We start from the raw sequence: 16124 nt of genomic DNA, 5'->3' as shown, positions 1-16124 counted from the left end.
GGCACGGCGGAGCCGCCCGGGCGCGGGCACACCTCAGAACTTGAGGTTTCCGATCATCCCCGCGATGTTCGACGTCAGCTCGCTGATCGTGGGTGCGATGGTCGAAGAGGCCAGGTAGAAGCCGAGCAGCATGCAGATGACCGCATGCCCCGTCTTCAGTCCTGACTTCTTGACCAGCAGGAAGACGATGATCGCCAGCAGCACCACCGCCGAAATCGAGAGTGCCACGGCGGCTCACCTCCAAAGAACCCAGGGACAGGGGGTCGGACGCGGTCGGACTATCGGAACTCCTGTGGAACACACCCGCTGCGCACCACTGAAGCAGATAAATCCACACGGCGGGCACCCAGTTGATACCCACTGTGCGCTAGTGATCATAACTATCCGTACGCGCGCATCGCTCGGCGCACAGCCGCACAAGGGGGCGCACGGCCAATATGGTCGGGGTATGACGACCGAGTCCGAGTCCTTCCCCCGACGGCACGCCCGCACCCAGCGGTTCACGCTCGGCGCGCCGCGTTCGTTCACCGTGGCGCCCGACGGTTCCCGGGTGGCCTTCCTCCGCTCCGGTTCCGGTACGGACCGTGCCAACTCCCTCTGGGTGCTGGACACCGCCACCGGCACCGAGCGGGTGGCCGCCGATCCCCGGGCCCTGCTCGGCGGCGCCGAGGAGCGGCTGTCGCCGGAGGAGCGCGCCCGCCGCGAACGCAGCCGCGAGGGGGGCGCCGGGATCGTCGGCTACGCCGTCGACGCCGCCGCCGAGCTGGCCTCCTTCGCCCTGTCGGGGCGGCTGTTCACGGCCGGGCTGCGGTCCGGGGAGGCCCGCGCCCTGCGCACCCCGGGCCCCGTGATCGACCCCCGCCCGGCCCCCGACGGACGGCACGTCGCCTATGTCGCCCGGGGTGCCCTGCGGGTGGTGGGCGCGGACGGCGAGGGCGACCGGGCGCTGGCGGAGCCGGAGGGCGAGGGCGTCACCTGGGGGCTCGCGGAGTTCGTCGCGGCCGAGGAGATGGGCCGCCCGCGGGGTTTCTGGTGGGCCCCGGACTCCGAGCGGCTGCTCGTGGCGCGGGTGGACGACACGCCGGTGCGGCGCTGGTGGATCTCCGATCCGGCCGATCCCGGAAGCGCGCCGCGGCAGGTGGCCTACCCGGCGGCCGGGACGCCCAACGCGGAGGTGCGGCTGTTCCTGGCCGGCCTGGACGGTACGCGTCTGGAGGTGCTCTGGGACCGGGCGCGGTACCCGTACCTCGCCCGGGTGCACTGGTCGGCGGCGGGTGCGCCGCTCCTCCTCGTCCAGGCGCGCGACCAGCGCAGCCAGCTCTTCCTGGCCGTGGACACCGGGACCGGGGCGACCCGGATGGTGCACGCCGACGAGGACCCGATTTGGCTGGAACTCTTCCCCGGGGTCCCGTGCTGGAGCCCCTCCGGCCGTCTGGTGCGGATCGCGGACGAGGGCGGGGCCCGGGTCCTGGCGGTCGGCGAACGCCCGCTGACGGGCGCGCAGCTGCACGTGCGGGCGGTGCTGGACGTCTCCGACGACGACGTGCTGGTCACCGCGTCGGCCGGGGAGGGCGCGGCGGTCCCGGAGACCGGCGAGGTGCACGTGTACCGGGTGAACGAACTGGGCGTGGAGCGCGTCTCCGAGGAGCCCGGCGTCCACTCGGCGGTGCGCTCCGGTGACGTCACGGTCCTGGTCTCCGCCACCCCGGACCGGCCGGGCGCCCGGGTCCGGGTGCTGCGGGGCGGCAGGACGGTGGCGGTCGTCGCCTCGCACGCCGAGAATCCCGGTCTGTCCCCGCGTGTCACGTTCACGGAGGGGGGCGCACGCCGTATCCCGTGCGCCGTGCTCATGCCGTCGGACCACCGCGGGGACGCCCTCCTGCCGGTGCTCCTCGACCCCTACGGTGGTCCGCACGGTCAGCGAGTGGTGGCCGCCCACAACGCCCATCTGACCTCGCAGTGGTTCGCGGACCAGGGCTTCGCCGTGGTCGTGGCCGACGGCCGGGGCACCCCGGGCCGCTCCCCCGCCTGGGAGAAGGCGATCCGGGACGACGTCGCCGCCATCGCGCTCCAGGACCAGGTGGACGCGCTCCGGGCACTCGCCGGGGAGTTCCCGCTCGACCTGGACCGCGTCGCCATCCGCGGCTGGTCCTTCGGCGGCTACCTGGCCGCGCTGGCGGCGCTGCGCCGCCCGGACGTCTTCCACGCCGCCGTCGTCGGCGCCCCGGTCACCGACCTGCGGCTCTACGACACCCACTACGAGGAGCGGTACCTGGGGCTGCCCGACGCCCAGCCCGAGGTCTACCGGCGGAACTCGGTGATCGACGACGCGGGGCTGGTGGACGCGGCCGGGCCGCACCGGCCCATGATGATCGTCCACGGGCTCGCCGACGACAACGTGGTGGTCGCGCACTCCCTGCGGCTCTCCTCGGCCCTGCTGGCGGCCGGGCGCCCGCACGAGGTGCTGCCCCTGTCGGGTGTCACGCACATGACGCCGCAGGAGTCGGTCGCGGAGAACCTGCTGCTGCTCCAGGTGGACTTCCTGAAGCGGTCCCTCGGGCTGGGCGGGACGCAAACCGGGCCCGCCTGACGGACCCGGCCCCCCGGGGTGGGGAGGGAACGGCCGGGACGCCGGGGGTGCGGCCGGCGCCCGGGCGGTCCCGGGCGCCGCCCGGCACCGAGGCGGACGCGGGCCGGGACGCCATCGGTCCCGGTCGGTCCCCGAGCCGGGGCGGACGCGGGGCCGGGCGGGGCGGCCCCGGCTCCGGGCCCTCCGCCCCGGGGCCGGGCGGACGCGAATCCGGGACGGCCCGCTCCCGGGCGGCCCCGGAACCGGACTTCCGGCCTCGGGCGGGCCCCGGGCCAAGGCGAACGCCGGGCGGCGAACCCGGACCCGGGCTCCCGGTCCGGAAGCAGGCGAAAGCGATCCCGGGGCGCCTGGGGCGGAGCACCCCGGGGCCGGGCTCGCTGTCCCGGACAACCCGAGCCGGGGCGAAGGCCGGTACCGGTGACGGTGAGTACGGGGCCGGGCGCGCGCGGGAGGCCCACCATGCCCGCGCCAGGGAATTCGGTGCAGGCTGCGGGGCCGGGCACGCACGGGCGTCCCAACGTTGGCTCTGGAGCGAGGGGTTGGGTACACCCGTACCGGAACCACCCGCGCCGGTTGGGGAGTCGCTCCGGCAGCGGCACCGGCCGGGCGCACCTCCGCGGCCCCTCCCCCGCCATAAGCGCATCCACTCCTACGGGGCTACCCCCGCCCGTAAGGGAGTCCACCCACCGCGCACGACGTCCAACATCCGCCCTGACGCCAGGGGTTCGGCACACCCGCACCGGAACCACCCACGCCGGTCGGGGAGTCGCAGCGGCAGCGGCACCGGCCGGGCGCACCTCCGCGACCCCTCCCCCGCCATAAGCGCATCCACTCCTGCGGGACTGCCCACACCTGTGACGGAGTCGACCCACTGCGCACGGACATCCCAACATCCGCCCTGACACCAGAGGTTGGGTACACCCGCACCGGAACCACCCACGCCGGTTGAGGAGTCGCTCCGGCAGCGGCACCGGCCGGGCGCACGTCCTCAGCCCCTCCCCCGCCGTAGGCGCGTCGGCTCCTGCGGGACTGCCGCCGCCCGTTAGGGAGTTGGCCCGCCGCGCCGGGAAGGGGTCGCCGCACCGGGACCGCGCCCGAGCCGTGCCGCGGCGGTCCCGCCGCCGGGCCCGCACAACGCCCTTCCCGCGCCCTGGAGGCCCCTCTAGCGCCCGTCCGGGCCCCCGTCCTCCCCGGGGGCCTTGGGAGCGCCGCCGGGGCCCTCCCGGCCGTTCTCCGGGCCTTCCCCGCCCCGCGTCTCCCCCGCGCCGCCAGCACCGGGGCCGGGCTCACCGCGGTCACCGGCCGGCCCTGCACCACCGTGCCCCGCACCGCCCGCCGGTCCCGCACCGCCGCCCGGCCCGGCCGCATCGCCCCGCGGGGCGGCGGAACCCGGCCCGGCACCGTCCTCCGGCCCGGCGGCGGAACCCGGCCCCGCGCCCCCTCCCGGCCCGGCGCCGTCGTCCGGCTCCCCGCCGGTCCCCGGCCCCGGGCGGTCCGTCCGGTCGTCCGTGCCGCCCTCCGCGGCGCCCTCCGCGCCCGCGTCCCGCCCCCCGGCCGGGCCGGGCCCGACGTCCTCCCGGTGCGCACCGTGCGGGGCAGTGTCGGGGGCGGGGGCGGAAGCGGGGCTCGGGGCGGGGCCCAGCCCCGCGTCCTCCGGCGGCACCACCCGCTTCTCCTCCGCGAAGTGGCACGCCGAGTCGTGCGCCGCGGGCCCCTCCGTGTCCCGGAACACGGCGGGCACAGCCAGCAGCGGGACCTCCAGCGCGCAGCGCTCCTGCGCCTTCCAGCAGCGGGTGCGGAAGCGGCAGCCGGAGGGGATGTTGGTCGGGGACGGCACGTCACCGGCGAGGATGATCCGCTCGCGGTGCTCGCGCGCGTCCGGGTCGGGCACCGGCACCGCCGAGAGCAGCGCCTGGGTGTACGGGTGCGTGGGGTGGTCGTAGATCTCGGCGTCGCGGCCGGTCTCCACGATGCGGCCCAGGTACATCACCCCGATCCGGTCGGAGATGTGCCGCACGATGGACAGGTCGTGGGCGATGAAGATGTAGGACAGCTCGAACTCCTCCTGGAGCCGCCCCATCAGGTTGATCACCTGGGCCTGCACCGACACGTCGAGCGCCGAGACGGGCTCGTCCGCCACGATGATCTCCGGGCGCAGGGCCAGCCCGCGCGCGATGCCGATGCGCTGGCGCTGCCCGCCGGAGAACTGGTGCGGGTAGCGGTTGATGTACTCCGGGTTGAGGCCGACCACGTCCAGGAGGTGCCGGACGCGGGCGCGCCGGTCGCCCTTGGGGGCCACCTCGGGGTGGATGTCGTAGGCCTCCCCGATGATGTCGCCGACGGTCATGCGGGGGTTGAGGGAGGTGTAGGGGTCCTGGAAGACCATCTGGATGTTGCGGCGCACCGCCTTGAGGGCGCGGCCGGAGAGCCGGGTGATGTCCTCGCCCTTGTAGCGGATCTCGCCCGCCGTGGGACGTTCCAGGTTGACGAGCATCCTGGCGACCGTGGACTTTCCGCAGCCGGACTCCCCGACGATGCCGAGGGTCTCGCCGCGGCCGAGGACGAAGTCCACGCCGTCGACGGCCTTGACGGCGCCGACCTCCTTCTTGAAGAGGACGCCGGAGGTGAGCGGGTAGTGCTTGACCAGCCCGCGCACCTCCAGGAGCGGTTCGGTGGTGGACCGGTTCGCCTCAGCCATTCAGGCACTCCCTCCAGAAGTGGCAGGCGCTGCCCCGCTCGGCGTCCGCCCCGGTCACCTCGTAGAGGGGCGGCACGTCGGTGCGGCAGACGTCCTGGGCCATGGGGCAGCGGGGGTGGAAGGCGCAGCCGGAGGGGATGCGGGTGAGGTTCGGCGGCAGGCCCTTGATGGCGTACAGCTCCCGGCCCTTCTGGTCCAGGCGCGGGATGGACTCCAGCAGGCCCCGGGTGTACGGGTGGGCCGGGGCCTTGTAGATGTCGTGGACGGGGGCGGTCTCGACGATGCGGCCCGCGTACATCACGGCGATCCGGTCGGCCACGTCGGCGACGACGCCGAGGTCGTGGGTGATGAGGATGAGGCCCATCCGGTACTCGCGGCGCAGCTCGGCGAGCAGGTCCATCACCTGGGCCTGAACGGTGACGTCCAGGGCGGTGGTCGGCTCGTCGGCGATGATCAGCCTGGGTTCCAGGGCGATCGCCATCGCGATCATGATGCGCTGGCGCATGCCGCCGGAGAACTGGTGCGGGTACTGCCGGACGCGTTCGCGGGCGGCGGGGATGCGCACCCGGTCCATCAGCTCGACGGCCTTGGCGCGGGCGTCCTTGCGGGACATCCCCCGGTGCACGGTGAACATCTCGCCGAGCTGCTCGCCCACGGTCAGGACGGGGTTGAGGGAGGAGAGCGCGTCCTGGAAGATCATCGCCATCCCGGCGCCGCGCACCCGGCGGCGCTCGTCCTCCTTGAGCTTCAGCAGGTCCCGGCCGTCGAAGAGGATCTCGCCGGAGGTGATCCGGCCCGGCGGGACGTCGAGGATGCCCATGATCGTCTGGGCGGTGACGGACTTGCCGGAGCCGGACTCGCCGAGCACGGCGAGGGTCTCGCCGGCGTCGACCGCGTAGCTGACGCCGTTGACGGCCTTGGCGACACCGTCGCGGGTGCGGAACTCCACGTGCAGGTCGCGTACTTCGAGCAGCATGGCGGCGGCTCACCTCAGCTTCGGGTCGAGGGCGTCGCGCACCGCGTCGCCGAGCATGATGAACGCGAGGACGGTGATGGCCAGCGCTCCCGACGGCCAGAGCAGCGCGTGCGGGGCGTTGCGGATGTAGGGGGAGGCGGCCGAGATGTCGATGCCCCAGGAGACGCTGGGCGGCTTCAGCCCGACGCCGAGGAAGGACAGCGTCGCCTCCAGGGAGATGTAGGTGCCGAGCGCGATGGTGGCCACCACGATGACGGGGGCCACGGCGTTGGGCGCGATGTGCCGCAGCAGCAGCCGGGTGTTGGAGGCGCCGAGGGCGCGGGCGGCCTGGACGTAGTCGTTCTGCTTGGCGGTGATCACCGAGCCGCGGGCGATGCGGGAGATCTGCGGCCAGCCGAGCAGCACGATGAAGCCGATGACCGGCCAGATGGTGTTGCTGGTGATGACGGAGAGCAGGACGAGTCCGCCGAGGACGACGGGGATGGCGAAGAAGATGTCGGTGATGCGGGAGAGCACGGCGTCGCCCGCCCCGCCGAAGAAGCCGGCCAGACCGCCGAAGACGCTGCCGAGGAGGGCGACGCCGAGGGTGGAGAGGACGCCGACGGCCACCGAGGTGCGGGCGCCGTAGACGGTGCGGGTGTAGACGTCGCAGCCCTGTCCGTCGAAGCCGAAGGGGTGGCCGGGCTGGGAGCCCTGCTGGGCCTTGGCCAGGTCGCACTTGAGGGGGCTGCCGGAGGCGATCAGGGAGGGCCAGACGGAGATGACGACGAGGAAGAGGATGACCAGCGCCGAGCCGATGAAGACCGGATTGCGGCGCAGGTCGTGCCAGGCGTCGGACCAGAGGCTGCGCGGCTTCTCCTGGGGGCCGGTGCCCTCCGGGCCGCCCGGGGTCTTCTCCAGGGTGGTGGCCTCGCTGGCGCCGAGGTCCATCTGGCCGCCCATGCCGGTGCCGGCGATGGCGCGCTCGGGCTCGTAGGGCTGCTCAGGCATAGCGGATCCTCGGGTCCAGTACGGCGTAGAGGAGGTCGACGACGAGGTTGGCGACCAGGAAGACCAGGACGAGGACGGTGACGAAACCGACGACGGTCTGGGTGTTCTGGCGCAGGATGCCCTGGTAGAGCTGGTAGCCGACGCCGTGGATGTTGAAGATCCGCTCCGTGACGATGGCGCCGCCCATCAGGGCGCCGATGTCGGTGCCGATGAAGGTGACCACGGGGATCAGGGAGTTGCGCAGCAGGTGCCGGGTGATGACCCGGTGCCGGGGCAGGCCCTTGGCGATGGCGGTGCGGACGTAGTCGGAGCGCCGGTTCTCCGCGATGGAGGTGCGGGTCAGCCGGGTCACGTAGGCGAGCGAGACCGAGGCGAGGACCAGCCCGGGGACGATCAGCTCGTCGAACGGCGCCGAGGAGGAGACGGCGGGGTTGATCCAGCCCCACTGGACTCCGAGCAGGAGCTGGAGGAGCAGACCGGTGACGAAGGTGGGGACGGAGATCACGACGAGGGTCAGCAGCAGCACCCCGGTGTCGACGGGGCGGCCCCGGCGCAGTCCGGTGACCACGCCGAGGACGATGCCGACGACGATCTCGAAGAGGATCGCCACGAGGGTCAGCCGGATGGTGACGGGGAAGGCGGTGCCCATCAGCTCGGTGACGGGCTGGCCGTTGAAGGCCGTGCCGAAGTCACCGGTGAAGACGTTGCCCATGTAGGTGAGGTATTGCTGCCACACCGGCTTGTCGAGGCCGAACTCCCGGCGGAGCTGCGCCGCGGTCGCGGGGTCGCACTGCCGGTCCCCGCACAGGCCCGCGATGGGGTCGCCCATCACGTTGACCATCAGGAAGATCAGCAGCGTGGCCCCGATGAAGACCGGGATCATCTGGAGCAGCCGCCGGACGACGTACCGTCCCATGGCGCCCCCTCAGCTGACCTTGATCTCGTTGTAGACCGGGACGCTGAACGGGTTGAGCTTGACGCCGGACAGCCGCTGCGAGTAGCCGGCGCTGCCGTTCTGGTACCAGAGCGGGATGGCGCCCATCTGGTCCCTGAGGACCCCCTCGGCCTGCTGGAAGGTCTTCACGGCCTCGGCGGTGTCGGTCTGCCCGTTGGCCTTGTCGACGAGGCCGTCGAACTCGCTGCTGGACCACTTGCCGTCGTTGGAGGAGGCGTTGGTGTAGTACAGCGGCTGGAGGAAGTTCTGGATGAGCGGGTAGTCCATCTGCCAGCCGGCCCGGAAGGGACCGTTCATCTTCTGGTCGGTGATCTGGTTGCGGAAGTCCGCGAAGGTGCCGACGGGGTTGCCGACGCAGGCGCGGTCGTTGCCCAGGGCGTTGTTGATCGAGTTGCAGACCGCGTCCACCCACTGCTTGTGGGAGCCGGTGTCGGCGTTGTAGGTGATCCGGACCTGGCCGCCGGGGAGCCCGCCGCCCTCCGTGACCAGCTTCTTGGCCTCGTCGGGGTGGTACTCGCACCACTTGCCGCACAGCCCCTCCTTGAACCCGCCGTCCTTGCCCAGGACCGGCGAGGTCCAGTCGGTGGCCGGGGTGCGGGTGTTCTGGAAGATCGTGTCGGTGATCTGCTCGCGGTTGATCGCCATGGACAGGCCCTGGCGGACCTTCACGGAGCCGGGCTGGTTCCAGCCGCTGTCGTAGAAGGGGAACGCGAGGGTCTGGATGATGCCGGCCGGGGTGTTGATGTAGCGGTTCCCGAGGTCCTTCTTGACGTTCTTGAGCTGGGCCGCGGGGATGTCGTCGACGAGGTCGAGGTTGCCGGCCATCAGGTCGGTGTAGGCGGTGTTGTTGTCGGTGTAGACCTTGAGGTCGACGCCGCCGTTCTGCGCCTTGTCGTCGCCGGGGTAGTCGCTCCAGGTCCGCAGGGACATCTGGGAGCCGCGGGTGTAGCTGTCGATCTTGTACGGCCCGTTGCCGACCGGCTTCTTCAGCCAGGCCGCGTGGTCGTCGAAGAACGCCTTGGGCAGGGGTGCGAAGGCGGAGTAGCCGAGCGTGTCGGGGAAGCTGGAGAACTTCTGGTTGAGCCTGACCGTGAAGGTGCGGTCCCCGGTCACCTTCAGCCCGGAGAGCGTGTCGGCGGTCTGCGCGCTGCCGTCCTCGGGGTGGACCTGGTCGTACCCGTCGATGTAGCCGAAGAAGTACGCGTTGCGCTGGTTGTTCTTCAGGCTGGCGCCGTAGTTCCAGGCGTCCACGAAGGAGGCGGCGGTGACCTTCTCGCCGTTGCTGAAGGTCCAGCCGTCCTTGACGGTGACGGTGTAGTTCTCGGAGTCGGTGCTGTCGATCTTCTCGGCGAGCATGTTCTTGGCCTCGCCGGTCTCGGGGTCGTAGCGCTTCAGGCCCCGGAAGACCATGTCGAGGACCTTGCCGCCCTGCACCTCGTTGGTGTTGGCCGGTTCCAGCGGGTTCTGCGGGTCGCCCCAGGAGGAGCTGAGCACCGAGCCGCCGTCCCCGCCGCCGCTCCCGCCGCCGCCTCCGCAGGCCGTCGCCGCGAGTGCCACCGCCGCCGCGACGGCGGTCCATTTGGCCTGCGTGGCTCCGCGCATGGAATGCCTCCTTGCCCCGACGCGTCCGAGGACCCGTCCGGATCGTCCGCTGATCCATTACCGGCCAATATCGGGGCAAGTACGGCATTCCGCACCCGCATGCCCCCCTTTGGAGGAACCCCACACTCCGCCACAGGGCACGAGGGGCTCCCCTATCACACGTTCGCGTGAACGGTGACGGTGGATCATGAACGGGTGCGCAACCGATCTTCGGGAAGCGATGCGGAACCGTTGGATTTCGACCGTTCGGTGTACGCATTCCGACAACCCGGCGTCCGGATAACGAACCTGTTGCCCGTTTCGTGCAATTAGTCCGTTGTAAAGCACGGATCGATCACGGCGCGCTACCCACCCAACTACGGAATGGCAAAGGCGAGGCAAAGAAGGTAAAGAGAGCGTCAACTCGAACCAGTTTTTATTGACCTTGAACGAATTGCGTTGAAAAAGTCCGGCGTAGCCCGTAGGGGGACGCCCTGCGGAGTCATCAGACCCTCCCTTGGGCCAGGAGCACCATGACCCCCCCAACTCCATCAGCGGCTGCCCCGCTAGAGGTGACCGACGAGAGCGTCGACAAGTCGCCCACGCCCGCCACCCCTCAGGGCAACGAGAGCCGCTCCCCCGGGCGCCTGGCCTGGAAGCGCTTCAAGCGCGACCGCGCGGGTGTCGTCTGTGCCTGCGTCGTGATCTTCTTCTTCGTGATCGCGCTCGCGGCGCCCCTCATAGCCAAGCTGTACGGAAAGAACCCGTACACCACGTACGCCAGTGACCGGCCCGAGCTGCTGGACGCCTTCGCCTACCCGGCCGGCCCCAACGGCGGCATGAGCTCGGAGTTCTGGTTCGGCATCGAGCCCCAGCTCGGCCGGGACGTCTTCACGTTCCTGCTCTACGGCATCCGCACCTCCCTGGGCATCGCGGTCACCGCGACCCTCCTCACCACGCTCGTGGGCGTCGTCATCGGCACCACGGCGGGCTACCTGGGCGGCAAGACGGACTACTTCGTCAGCCGGATCATCGACATCCTGCTGTCCTTCCCGTCGACGCTGTTCTTCATCGCGTTCATGCCGGTCGTCTACGGCCTCTTCGTCGCGGCCGACGAGAACGTCCCCACGTCGCTGCGGGCCGTCTCCCTCATCCTGGTGCTCTCCTTCTTCGGCTGGGCCTCCCTCGCGCGTCTGCTGCGCGGCCAGGTGCTCGGTCTGCGCGAGCGCGAGTTCGTCGAGGCGGCCAAGGTCACGGGCGCGTCCCCGTGGCGCATCGTCTTCAAGGAACTGCTGCCCAACCTGTGGACACCCATCCTCATCCAGTCCACGCTCATGCTCCCGGCCTACGTGACCGCGGAAGCGGGTCTGGCCTTCCTCGGTGTCGGCATCATCGACCCGACCCCCGACTGGGGAGTCATGATCCAGCGAGGCGCCCAGTTCTACACCGAGGACCTGACCTTCATGCTCTTCCCGGGCGTCTCGATGGTGATCTTCGTTCTCGCCTTCAACCTGCTCGGCGACTCGGTGCGCGACGCACTCGACCCGAAGTCCAAGCGCTGATCCGTTCCGCCTCCGGTCCGAACACAGGAGTCCGGCCGGCCCTCCGTCCCGCTGACCACCCTTGGTAGGTTCACCATGTCCTTCTCCCGCAGAAACTTCCTCGTCGCGACGGGTGTCGTCGCGGCCTCGTCCTCTGTGCTGACCGCCTGCGGCGGCAGCGACAACAAGAGCGGCGGCTCCCGCAACAACGCGCCCAAGGTCAGCGGCAGCAAGACCACGGAGATCCTGGTCGGCACCAAGGCCGACTCGACCGGCCCGGCCCCGGCCGTCCCGGACGCCGTCAAGGGCGGCACGGTCTACTCGCTCGACCAGTTCGACATGGACCACCTGGACCCGGCGCAGATCTACGTCTCCACCACGGGCGCCATCACCGTGCCGATCATGCGCGGTCTGACCGGCTACAAGCTGGACGGCAAGGGCGGCACCACCCTGGTCGGCGACGCCGCCACGGACGCCGGCACCATGAAGGACGGCGGCAAGACCTGGTCCTTCACCATCAAGGACGGGCTGAAGTGGGAGGACGGCTCCGACGTCACGATGGATGACGTCCGCCACTCCTTCGAGCGCCTCTTCGCGTCGTTCATCACCGAGGGCCCGCGCTACGTGCAGCAGTTCCTCGTCGGCGGCGACAAGTACAAGGGCCCGTACGAGGGCAAGCACCTCGACTCCATCGAGATCGACGGCAAGACCATCACCTTCCGCCTGAACGAGGCCCGCGCCGACTTCAACTTCACGCTGGCCATGCGCGGCTTCTCCCTGGTGCCCCAGAAGCACGACACCAAGGAGAAGTACGACAAGCGCCCGTTCTCCTGCGGCCCCTACAAGATCGGCGCCCGCAGCATCGGCAAGTCGCTCACCTACGTGCGCAACGAGCACTGGGACGCGAAGACGGACCCGATCCGCAACGCGTACCCGGACAAGTTCGTCTTCCAGTTCGGCTACGAGCTGATCGCGTCCACCGACCGCTACATGGCGGACCGGGACAACGACCAGTACACGATGTCGATCTTCAACGAGGTCGCCCCGCAGCGCATCGCCCAGGTCCTCACCAACGCGGAGCTGAAGAAGCGCGTCCTCACCGTGGTCGACACGGTCACCTACTACTGGCCGATCAACACCACCCGGATCAAGGACGTCAAGGTCCGCCAGGCGATCAACTGGGCGTGGCCGCACCAGCAGCTGCAGACGATCCGCGGCGGCGCCTCCACCAGCGAGCTGGCCACCACGGTCCTCAGCCCGGTGACCCCCGGCTACACCAAGTTCGACCTGTACGGCGTCACCAAGAAGCCCGGTGGCGACCCGGCCAAGGCCAAGGAGCTGCTGAAGGAGGCCGGCGCCGAGGGCCAGAAGCTGGTCATCGCCTACCAGCAGTCCGAGAACTCGGTGAAGTCCGCCGTCGCGATCAAGAACGCCCTGGAGGCGGCCGGCTTCCAGGTCGTCAACAAGCAGGTCGACAAGTCGACCTTCTACACCCAGATCGGCAAGGTCGACAACGGCTTCGACCTGTTCGCCGCCGGCTGGAGCCCGGACTGGCCGAACGGCTACTCCGTGTTCTACCCCTGCTGGAGCGGTGAGAACATCGGCGACGGCCGCAGCAACTACGCCCAGCTCGACGACGCCGGTGTGAACCGCGCCATCAACGCCGCCTCCAAGATCGAGGACCCGGAGCAGGCCAACAAGGCCTGGGGCGCCGTCGACCGCCAGATCATGGAGCTGGCGGCCGTCGTTCCCGACTACCACTCGATCCGCAACTGGATGTACGGATCGAAGGTCGGCAACGTCGTCTTCGACAACGGCAACACCTGCATCGCGCTCTGCCAGCTCTACCTGAAGAAGTAGGCGCGTACGATCCCTCGGGGGCGGCCACCATCCACACGGCCGCCCCCTTCGGGCCCACCCCCCTCCACCCCTGGCGACGGCGCCCCGTCCGGAAAGTCACGCCCTCATGCTCCGCTTCCTAGCCCGCCGAGTCTCCGGCGCCGTGGTGATCCTGCTGATCATCAGCGCCGTCACTTTCTGGCTCTTCTACGCAATCCCGCGTGACCCTGCCATGATGTCCTGCGGCAAGAACTGCTCGCCGGAGAATCTGGAGCAGATCCGGAAGAACCTGGGCATCGACGAGTCCATCATCATGCAGTACTGGCACTGGCTGGTGGGCTTCTTCGTCGGCCGCGACTACGGCAGCGCCGGCTTCTGCGACGCTCCCTGCCTGGGCTACTCCTTCGCCAACAGCGAGCCCGTCCTCGGCACGATCATGGACCGGCTGCCCACGACGCTGTCGCTGGCCTTCGGTGCCGCCGTCTTCTTCGTGCTCATCGGCATCGGCGCGGGCATGCTGGCCGCCCTCAAGCAGGGCAAGTTCCTGGACAAGTTCGCCAGCTCGGTCTCCCTGCTGGGCTCTTCCCTCCAGATCTACTTCGTCGGCTACGTCGCCATGTACTTCTTCGTGTCGCAGCTCGACCTGCTCAGCCAGCCGTCGTGGACACCCTTCTCCCAGAGCCCCACCAGTTGGTTCTCGGGACTGCTGCTGCCCTGGATGACGCTGTCGATCATCTTCACCGCCAACTACACCCGTATGACGCGCTCCCAGTTGGTGGAACAGCTCAACGAGGACTACGTGCGGACCGCGCGGGCCAAGGGCCTGTCCGGACCCAACGTCTTCTTCCGGTTCGCCTGGCGCGGTGCGATGGGACCGATCGTCACGATCTTCGGCATCGACCTCGGTGTCCTGATCGGCGGCGCCATCATCACCGAGTCCGTCTTCTCCCTCCCGGGCATCGGACGACTGGCGCTCCAGGCCGTGGACAAGAGCGACCTGCCCATGCAGCTCGGCGTCACCATGCTGGCCGCCACCGCGATCGTGCTGTCCAACATCGTCGTCGACGCCGTCTACGCCCTCATCGACCCGCGGATCCGGCTCGCCTGATCCCGGTCGCAGCCGCCAGTCCTCCCCACCGCCCCCACCCCGGCGACCCCCGCATCACCTCTGGAGCGTCCCCGTGACGAGCACCGAACAGCAGCCCTTCCTCTCCATCCGGGACCTCAGGGTCCACTTCTCCACCGAGGACGGCATCGTCAAGGCCGTCGACGGGCTCACCTTCGACCTCGCCAAGGGCAAGACGCTCGGCATCGTGGGTGAGTCGGGCTCCGGCAAGTCGGTCACCAACCTGACGATCCTGGGTCTGCACGACCGGGACCGCACCCGGATCGACGGGGAGATCGTCCTCGACGGCCAGGACCTGCTCGCCACCTCCGAGCGGCAGCTGGAGCGGCTGCGCGGCAACAAGATGTCCATGATCTTCCAGGACGCGCTGGCCTCGCTGTCGCCGTACCACACCATCGGCAAGCAGATCAGCGAGACGTACCGCAAGCACACCGGCGCGTCCCGGCTGGAGGCCCGGCACCGGGCCATCGAGATGCTGCGCCGGGTGGGCATCCCGCAGCCCGACGTCCGCGTCGACGACTACCCGCACCAGTTCTCCGGGGGTATGCGCCAGCGCGCGATGATCGCCATGGCGCTGGTCTGCGACCCCGAGCTGCTGATCGCGGACGAGCCGACCACCGCGCTCGACGTGACCGTCCAGGCGCAGATCATGGACCTGCTCAAGGACCTCCAGCAGGAGTTCGGCACCGCCATCATCTTCATCACCCACGACCTCGGCGTCATCGCCGACATCGCGGACGACGTGCTGGTCATGTACGGCGGCCGGTGCGTGGAGCGCGGCACCAAGGAGGAGGTGCTGCGCACCCCGCAGCACCCCTACACGCTGGGCCTGATGAACTCCATGCCGAGCCTGGACGGACCGGTCGACGTGCCGCTGTCCCCGATCCCGGGCTCCCCGCCCTCGCTGCTCAACCCGCCCTCCGGCTGCCGCTTCCACCCCCGGTGCGCCTTCGCCGAGAAGGTCCCCGGCGGTCTGTGCTCCGGTGAGAGCCCGGTGCTGGAGGTGGTCGACGGCCGGGGTTCCGCCTGTCACCTGCCCAAGGAGCAGCGTTCGGAGCTGTTCGCCGACTTCGCCGGTACCCGGCACAACTGACGTACAAGAGACGGGACTTCACCAATCATGAGCAACGCACAACCGCTCCTGGACGTCAGCGGTCTGACCAAGCACTTCCCCATCAAGGGCGGCTTCCCGATACCGCGCACCGTCGGCGCCGTCCGCGCCGTGGACGGCCTGGACTTCCAGGTGCACGAGGGCGAGAGCCTGGGCCTCGTGGGCGAGTCGGGCTGCGGCAAGTCGACCACGGGCCGGCTGATCACCCGTCTGCTGGAGCCCACCGCCGGGAGGGTCGTCTACCGGGGCCAGGACATCACCCACGCGAAGCGGCGGGCGCTGGCGCCGATCCGGTCCGAGATCCAGATGATCTTCCAGGACCCGTACGCCTCGCTCAACCCGCGCCAGACCGTGGGCAAGATCATCTCCGGGCCGATGGAGATCAACCGGATCGACCCGCCCGGGGGCCGGGAGAACCGGGTCCGGGAACTGCTGGAGATCGTGGGCCTCAACCCCGAGCACTACAACCGGTTCCCGCACGAGTTCTCCGGCGGCCAGCGCCAGCGTATCGGCGTGGCCCGCGCCCTGGCCCTGGAACCCAAGCTGATCGTCGCCGACGAACCCGTCTCCGCCCTGGACGTCTCCATCCAGGCCCAGGTCGTCAACCTCCTCCAGAAGGTCCAGCGCGAACTCGGCATCGCCTTCGTCTTCATCGCCCACGACCTCGCCGTCGTCCGCCACTTCTCCGAACGCGTCGCGGTCATGTACCTCGGCAAG

11 protein-coding genes and 1 pseudogene are annotated in these 16124 nt (G+C 70.2%); 6 read left to right on the top strand and 6 right to left on the bottom strand.

Going from position 1 to position 16124, the window contains the following annotated elements; genetic code table 11:
* Window positions 1–33: 33 nt before the first annotated feature.
* Window positions 34–228, bottom strand: a complete 195-nt coding sequence (locus GTY84_RS17410) for a hypothetical protein (RefSeq protein ID WP_161227206.1) — start codon at window positions 226–228, stop codon at window positions 34–36.
* 220 nt (window positions 229–448) lie between these two features.
* Between GTY84_RS17410 and GTY84_RS17405 the strand changes: the two genes are divergently transcribed.
* Window positions 449–2590: an alpha/beta fold hydrolase gene (locus tag GTY84_RS17405; RefSeq protein ID WP_161227205.1), complete on the top strand. Its 2142-nt coding sequence runs from the start codon at window positions 449–451 to the stop codon at window positions 2588–2590.
* A gap of 1651 nt (window positions 2591–4241) precedes the next feature.
* Here the strand turns inward: GTY84_RS17405 and GTY84_RS17400 are convergent.
* The 5 genes and pseudogenes from GTY84_RS17400 to GTY84_RS17380 form a co-directional block, all read right to left on the bottom strand.
* Window positions 4242–5288: pseudogene (locus GTY84_RS17400) on the bottom strand (dipeptide ABC transporter ATP-binding protein); the annotation flags it as partial.
* Window positions 5281–6264 carry an ABC transporter ATP-binding protein gene (locus GTY84_RS17395; RefSeq protein ID WP_161227204.1) on the bottom strand — a complete coding sequence of 328 codons (984 nt, stop codon included), beginning with the start codon at window positions 6262–6264 and terminating at the stop codon, window positions 5281–5283. The gene GTY84_RS17395 and the pseudogene GTY84_RS17400, both read right to left, overlap by 8 nt.
* A 9-nt stretch (window positions 6265–6273) precedes the next feature.
* Entirely contained in the window at window positions 6274–7254 is a 981-nt protein-coding gene (locus tag GTY84_RS17390; protein ID WP_161227203.1) for an ABC transporter permease, read from the bottom strand.
* Window positions 7247–8170 carry an ABC transporter permease gene (locus GTY84_RS17385; protein WP_161227202.1) on the bottom strand — a complete coding sequence of 308 codons (924 nt, stop codon included), beginning with the start codon at window positions 8168–8170 and terminating at the stop codon, window positions 7247–7249. The genes GTY84_RS17390 and GTY84_RS17385 overlap by 8 nt, the downstream gene beginning before the upstream one ends.
* 9 nt (window positions 8171–8179) lie before the next feature.
* Window positions 8180–9811 (bottom strand): ABC transporter substrate-binding protein, encoded by a 1632-nt coding sequence (locus GTY84_RS17380; protein WP_161227201.1) that lies wholly within the window; start codon window positions 9809–9811, stop codon window positions 8180–8182.
* Window positions 9812–10323: 512 nt separating this feature from the next.
* Between GTY84_RS17380 and GTY84_RS17375 the strand changes: the two genes are divergently transcribed.
* The 5 genes from GTY84_RS17375 to GTY84_RS17355 all read left to right on the top strand — a co-directional run.
* Complete coding sequence (locus GTY84_RS17375) at window positions 10324–11352, top strand: ABC transporter permease (RefSeq protein ID WP_202551292.1); 1029 nt, start codon at window positions 10324–10326, stop codon at window positions 11350–11352.
* A gap of 75 nt (window positions 11353–11427) precedes the next feature.
* Window positions 11428–13191, top strand: a complete 1764-nt coding sequence (locus GTY84_RS17370) for an ABC transporter substrate-binding protein (RefSeq protein ID WP_161227199.1) — start codon at window positions 11428–11430, stop codon at window positions 13189–13191.
* A gap of 106 nt (window positions 13192–13297) precedes the next feature.
* Window positions 13298–14278 (top strand): ABC transporter permease, encoded by a 981-nt coding sequence (locus tag GTY84_RS17365; RefSeq protein WP_161227198.1) that lies wholly within the window; start codon window positions 13298–13300, stop codon window positions 14276–14278.
* Between the two features lie 73 nt (window positions 14279–14351).
* A complete protein-coding gene (locus tag GTY84_RS17360) occupies window positions 14352–15389 on the top strand; it encodes an ABC transporter ATP-binding protein (protein ID WP_161227197.1) in 1038 nt (345 codons plus the stop codon).
* A gap of 27 nt (window positions 15390–15416) precedes the next feature.
* The coding region (locus GTY84_RS17355) for a dipeptide/oligopeptide/nickel ABC transporter ATP-binding protein (protein ID WP_161227196.1) at window positions 15417–16124 on the top strand (708 nt) is incomplete at its 3' end.

The organism is Streptomyces sp. SID8352 (assembly GCF_009862265.1).
Taxonomy (GTDB): domain Bacteria; phylum Actinomycetota; class Actinomycetes; order Streptomycetales; family Streptomycetaceae; genus Streptomyces.
This window is presented reverse-complemented; position numbering and strand designations above follow the sequence as displayed.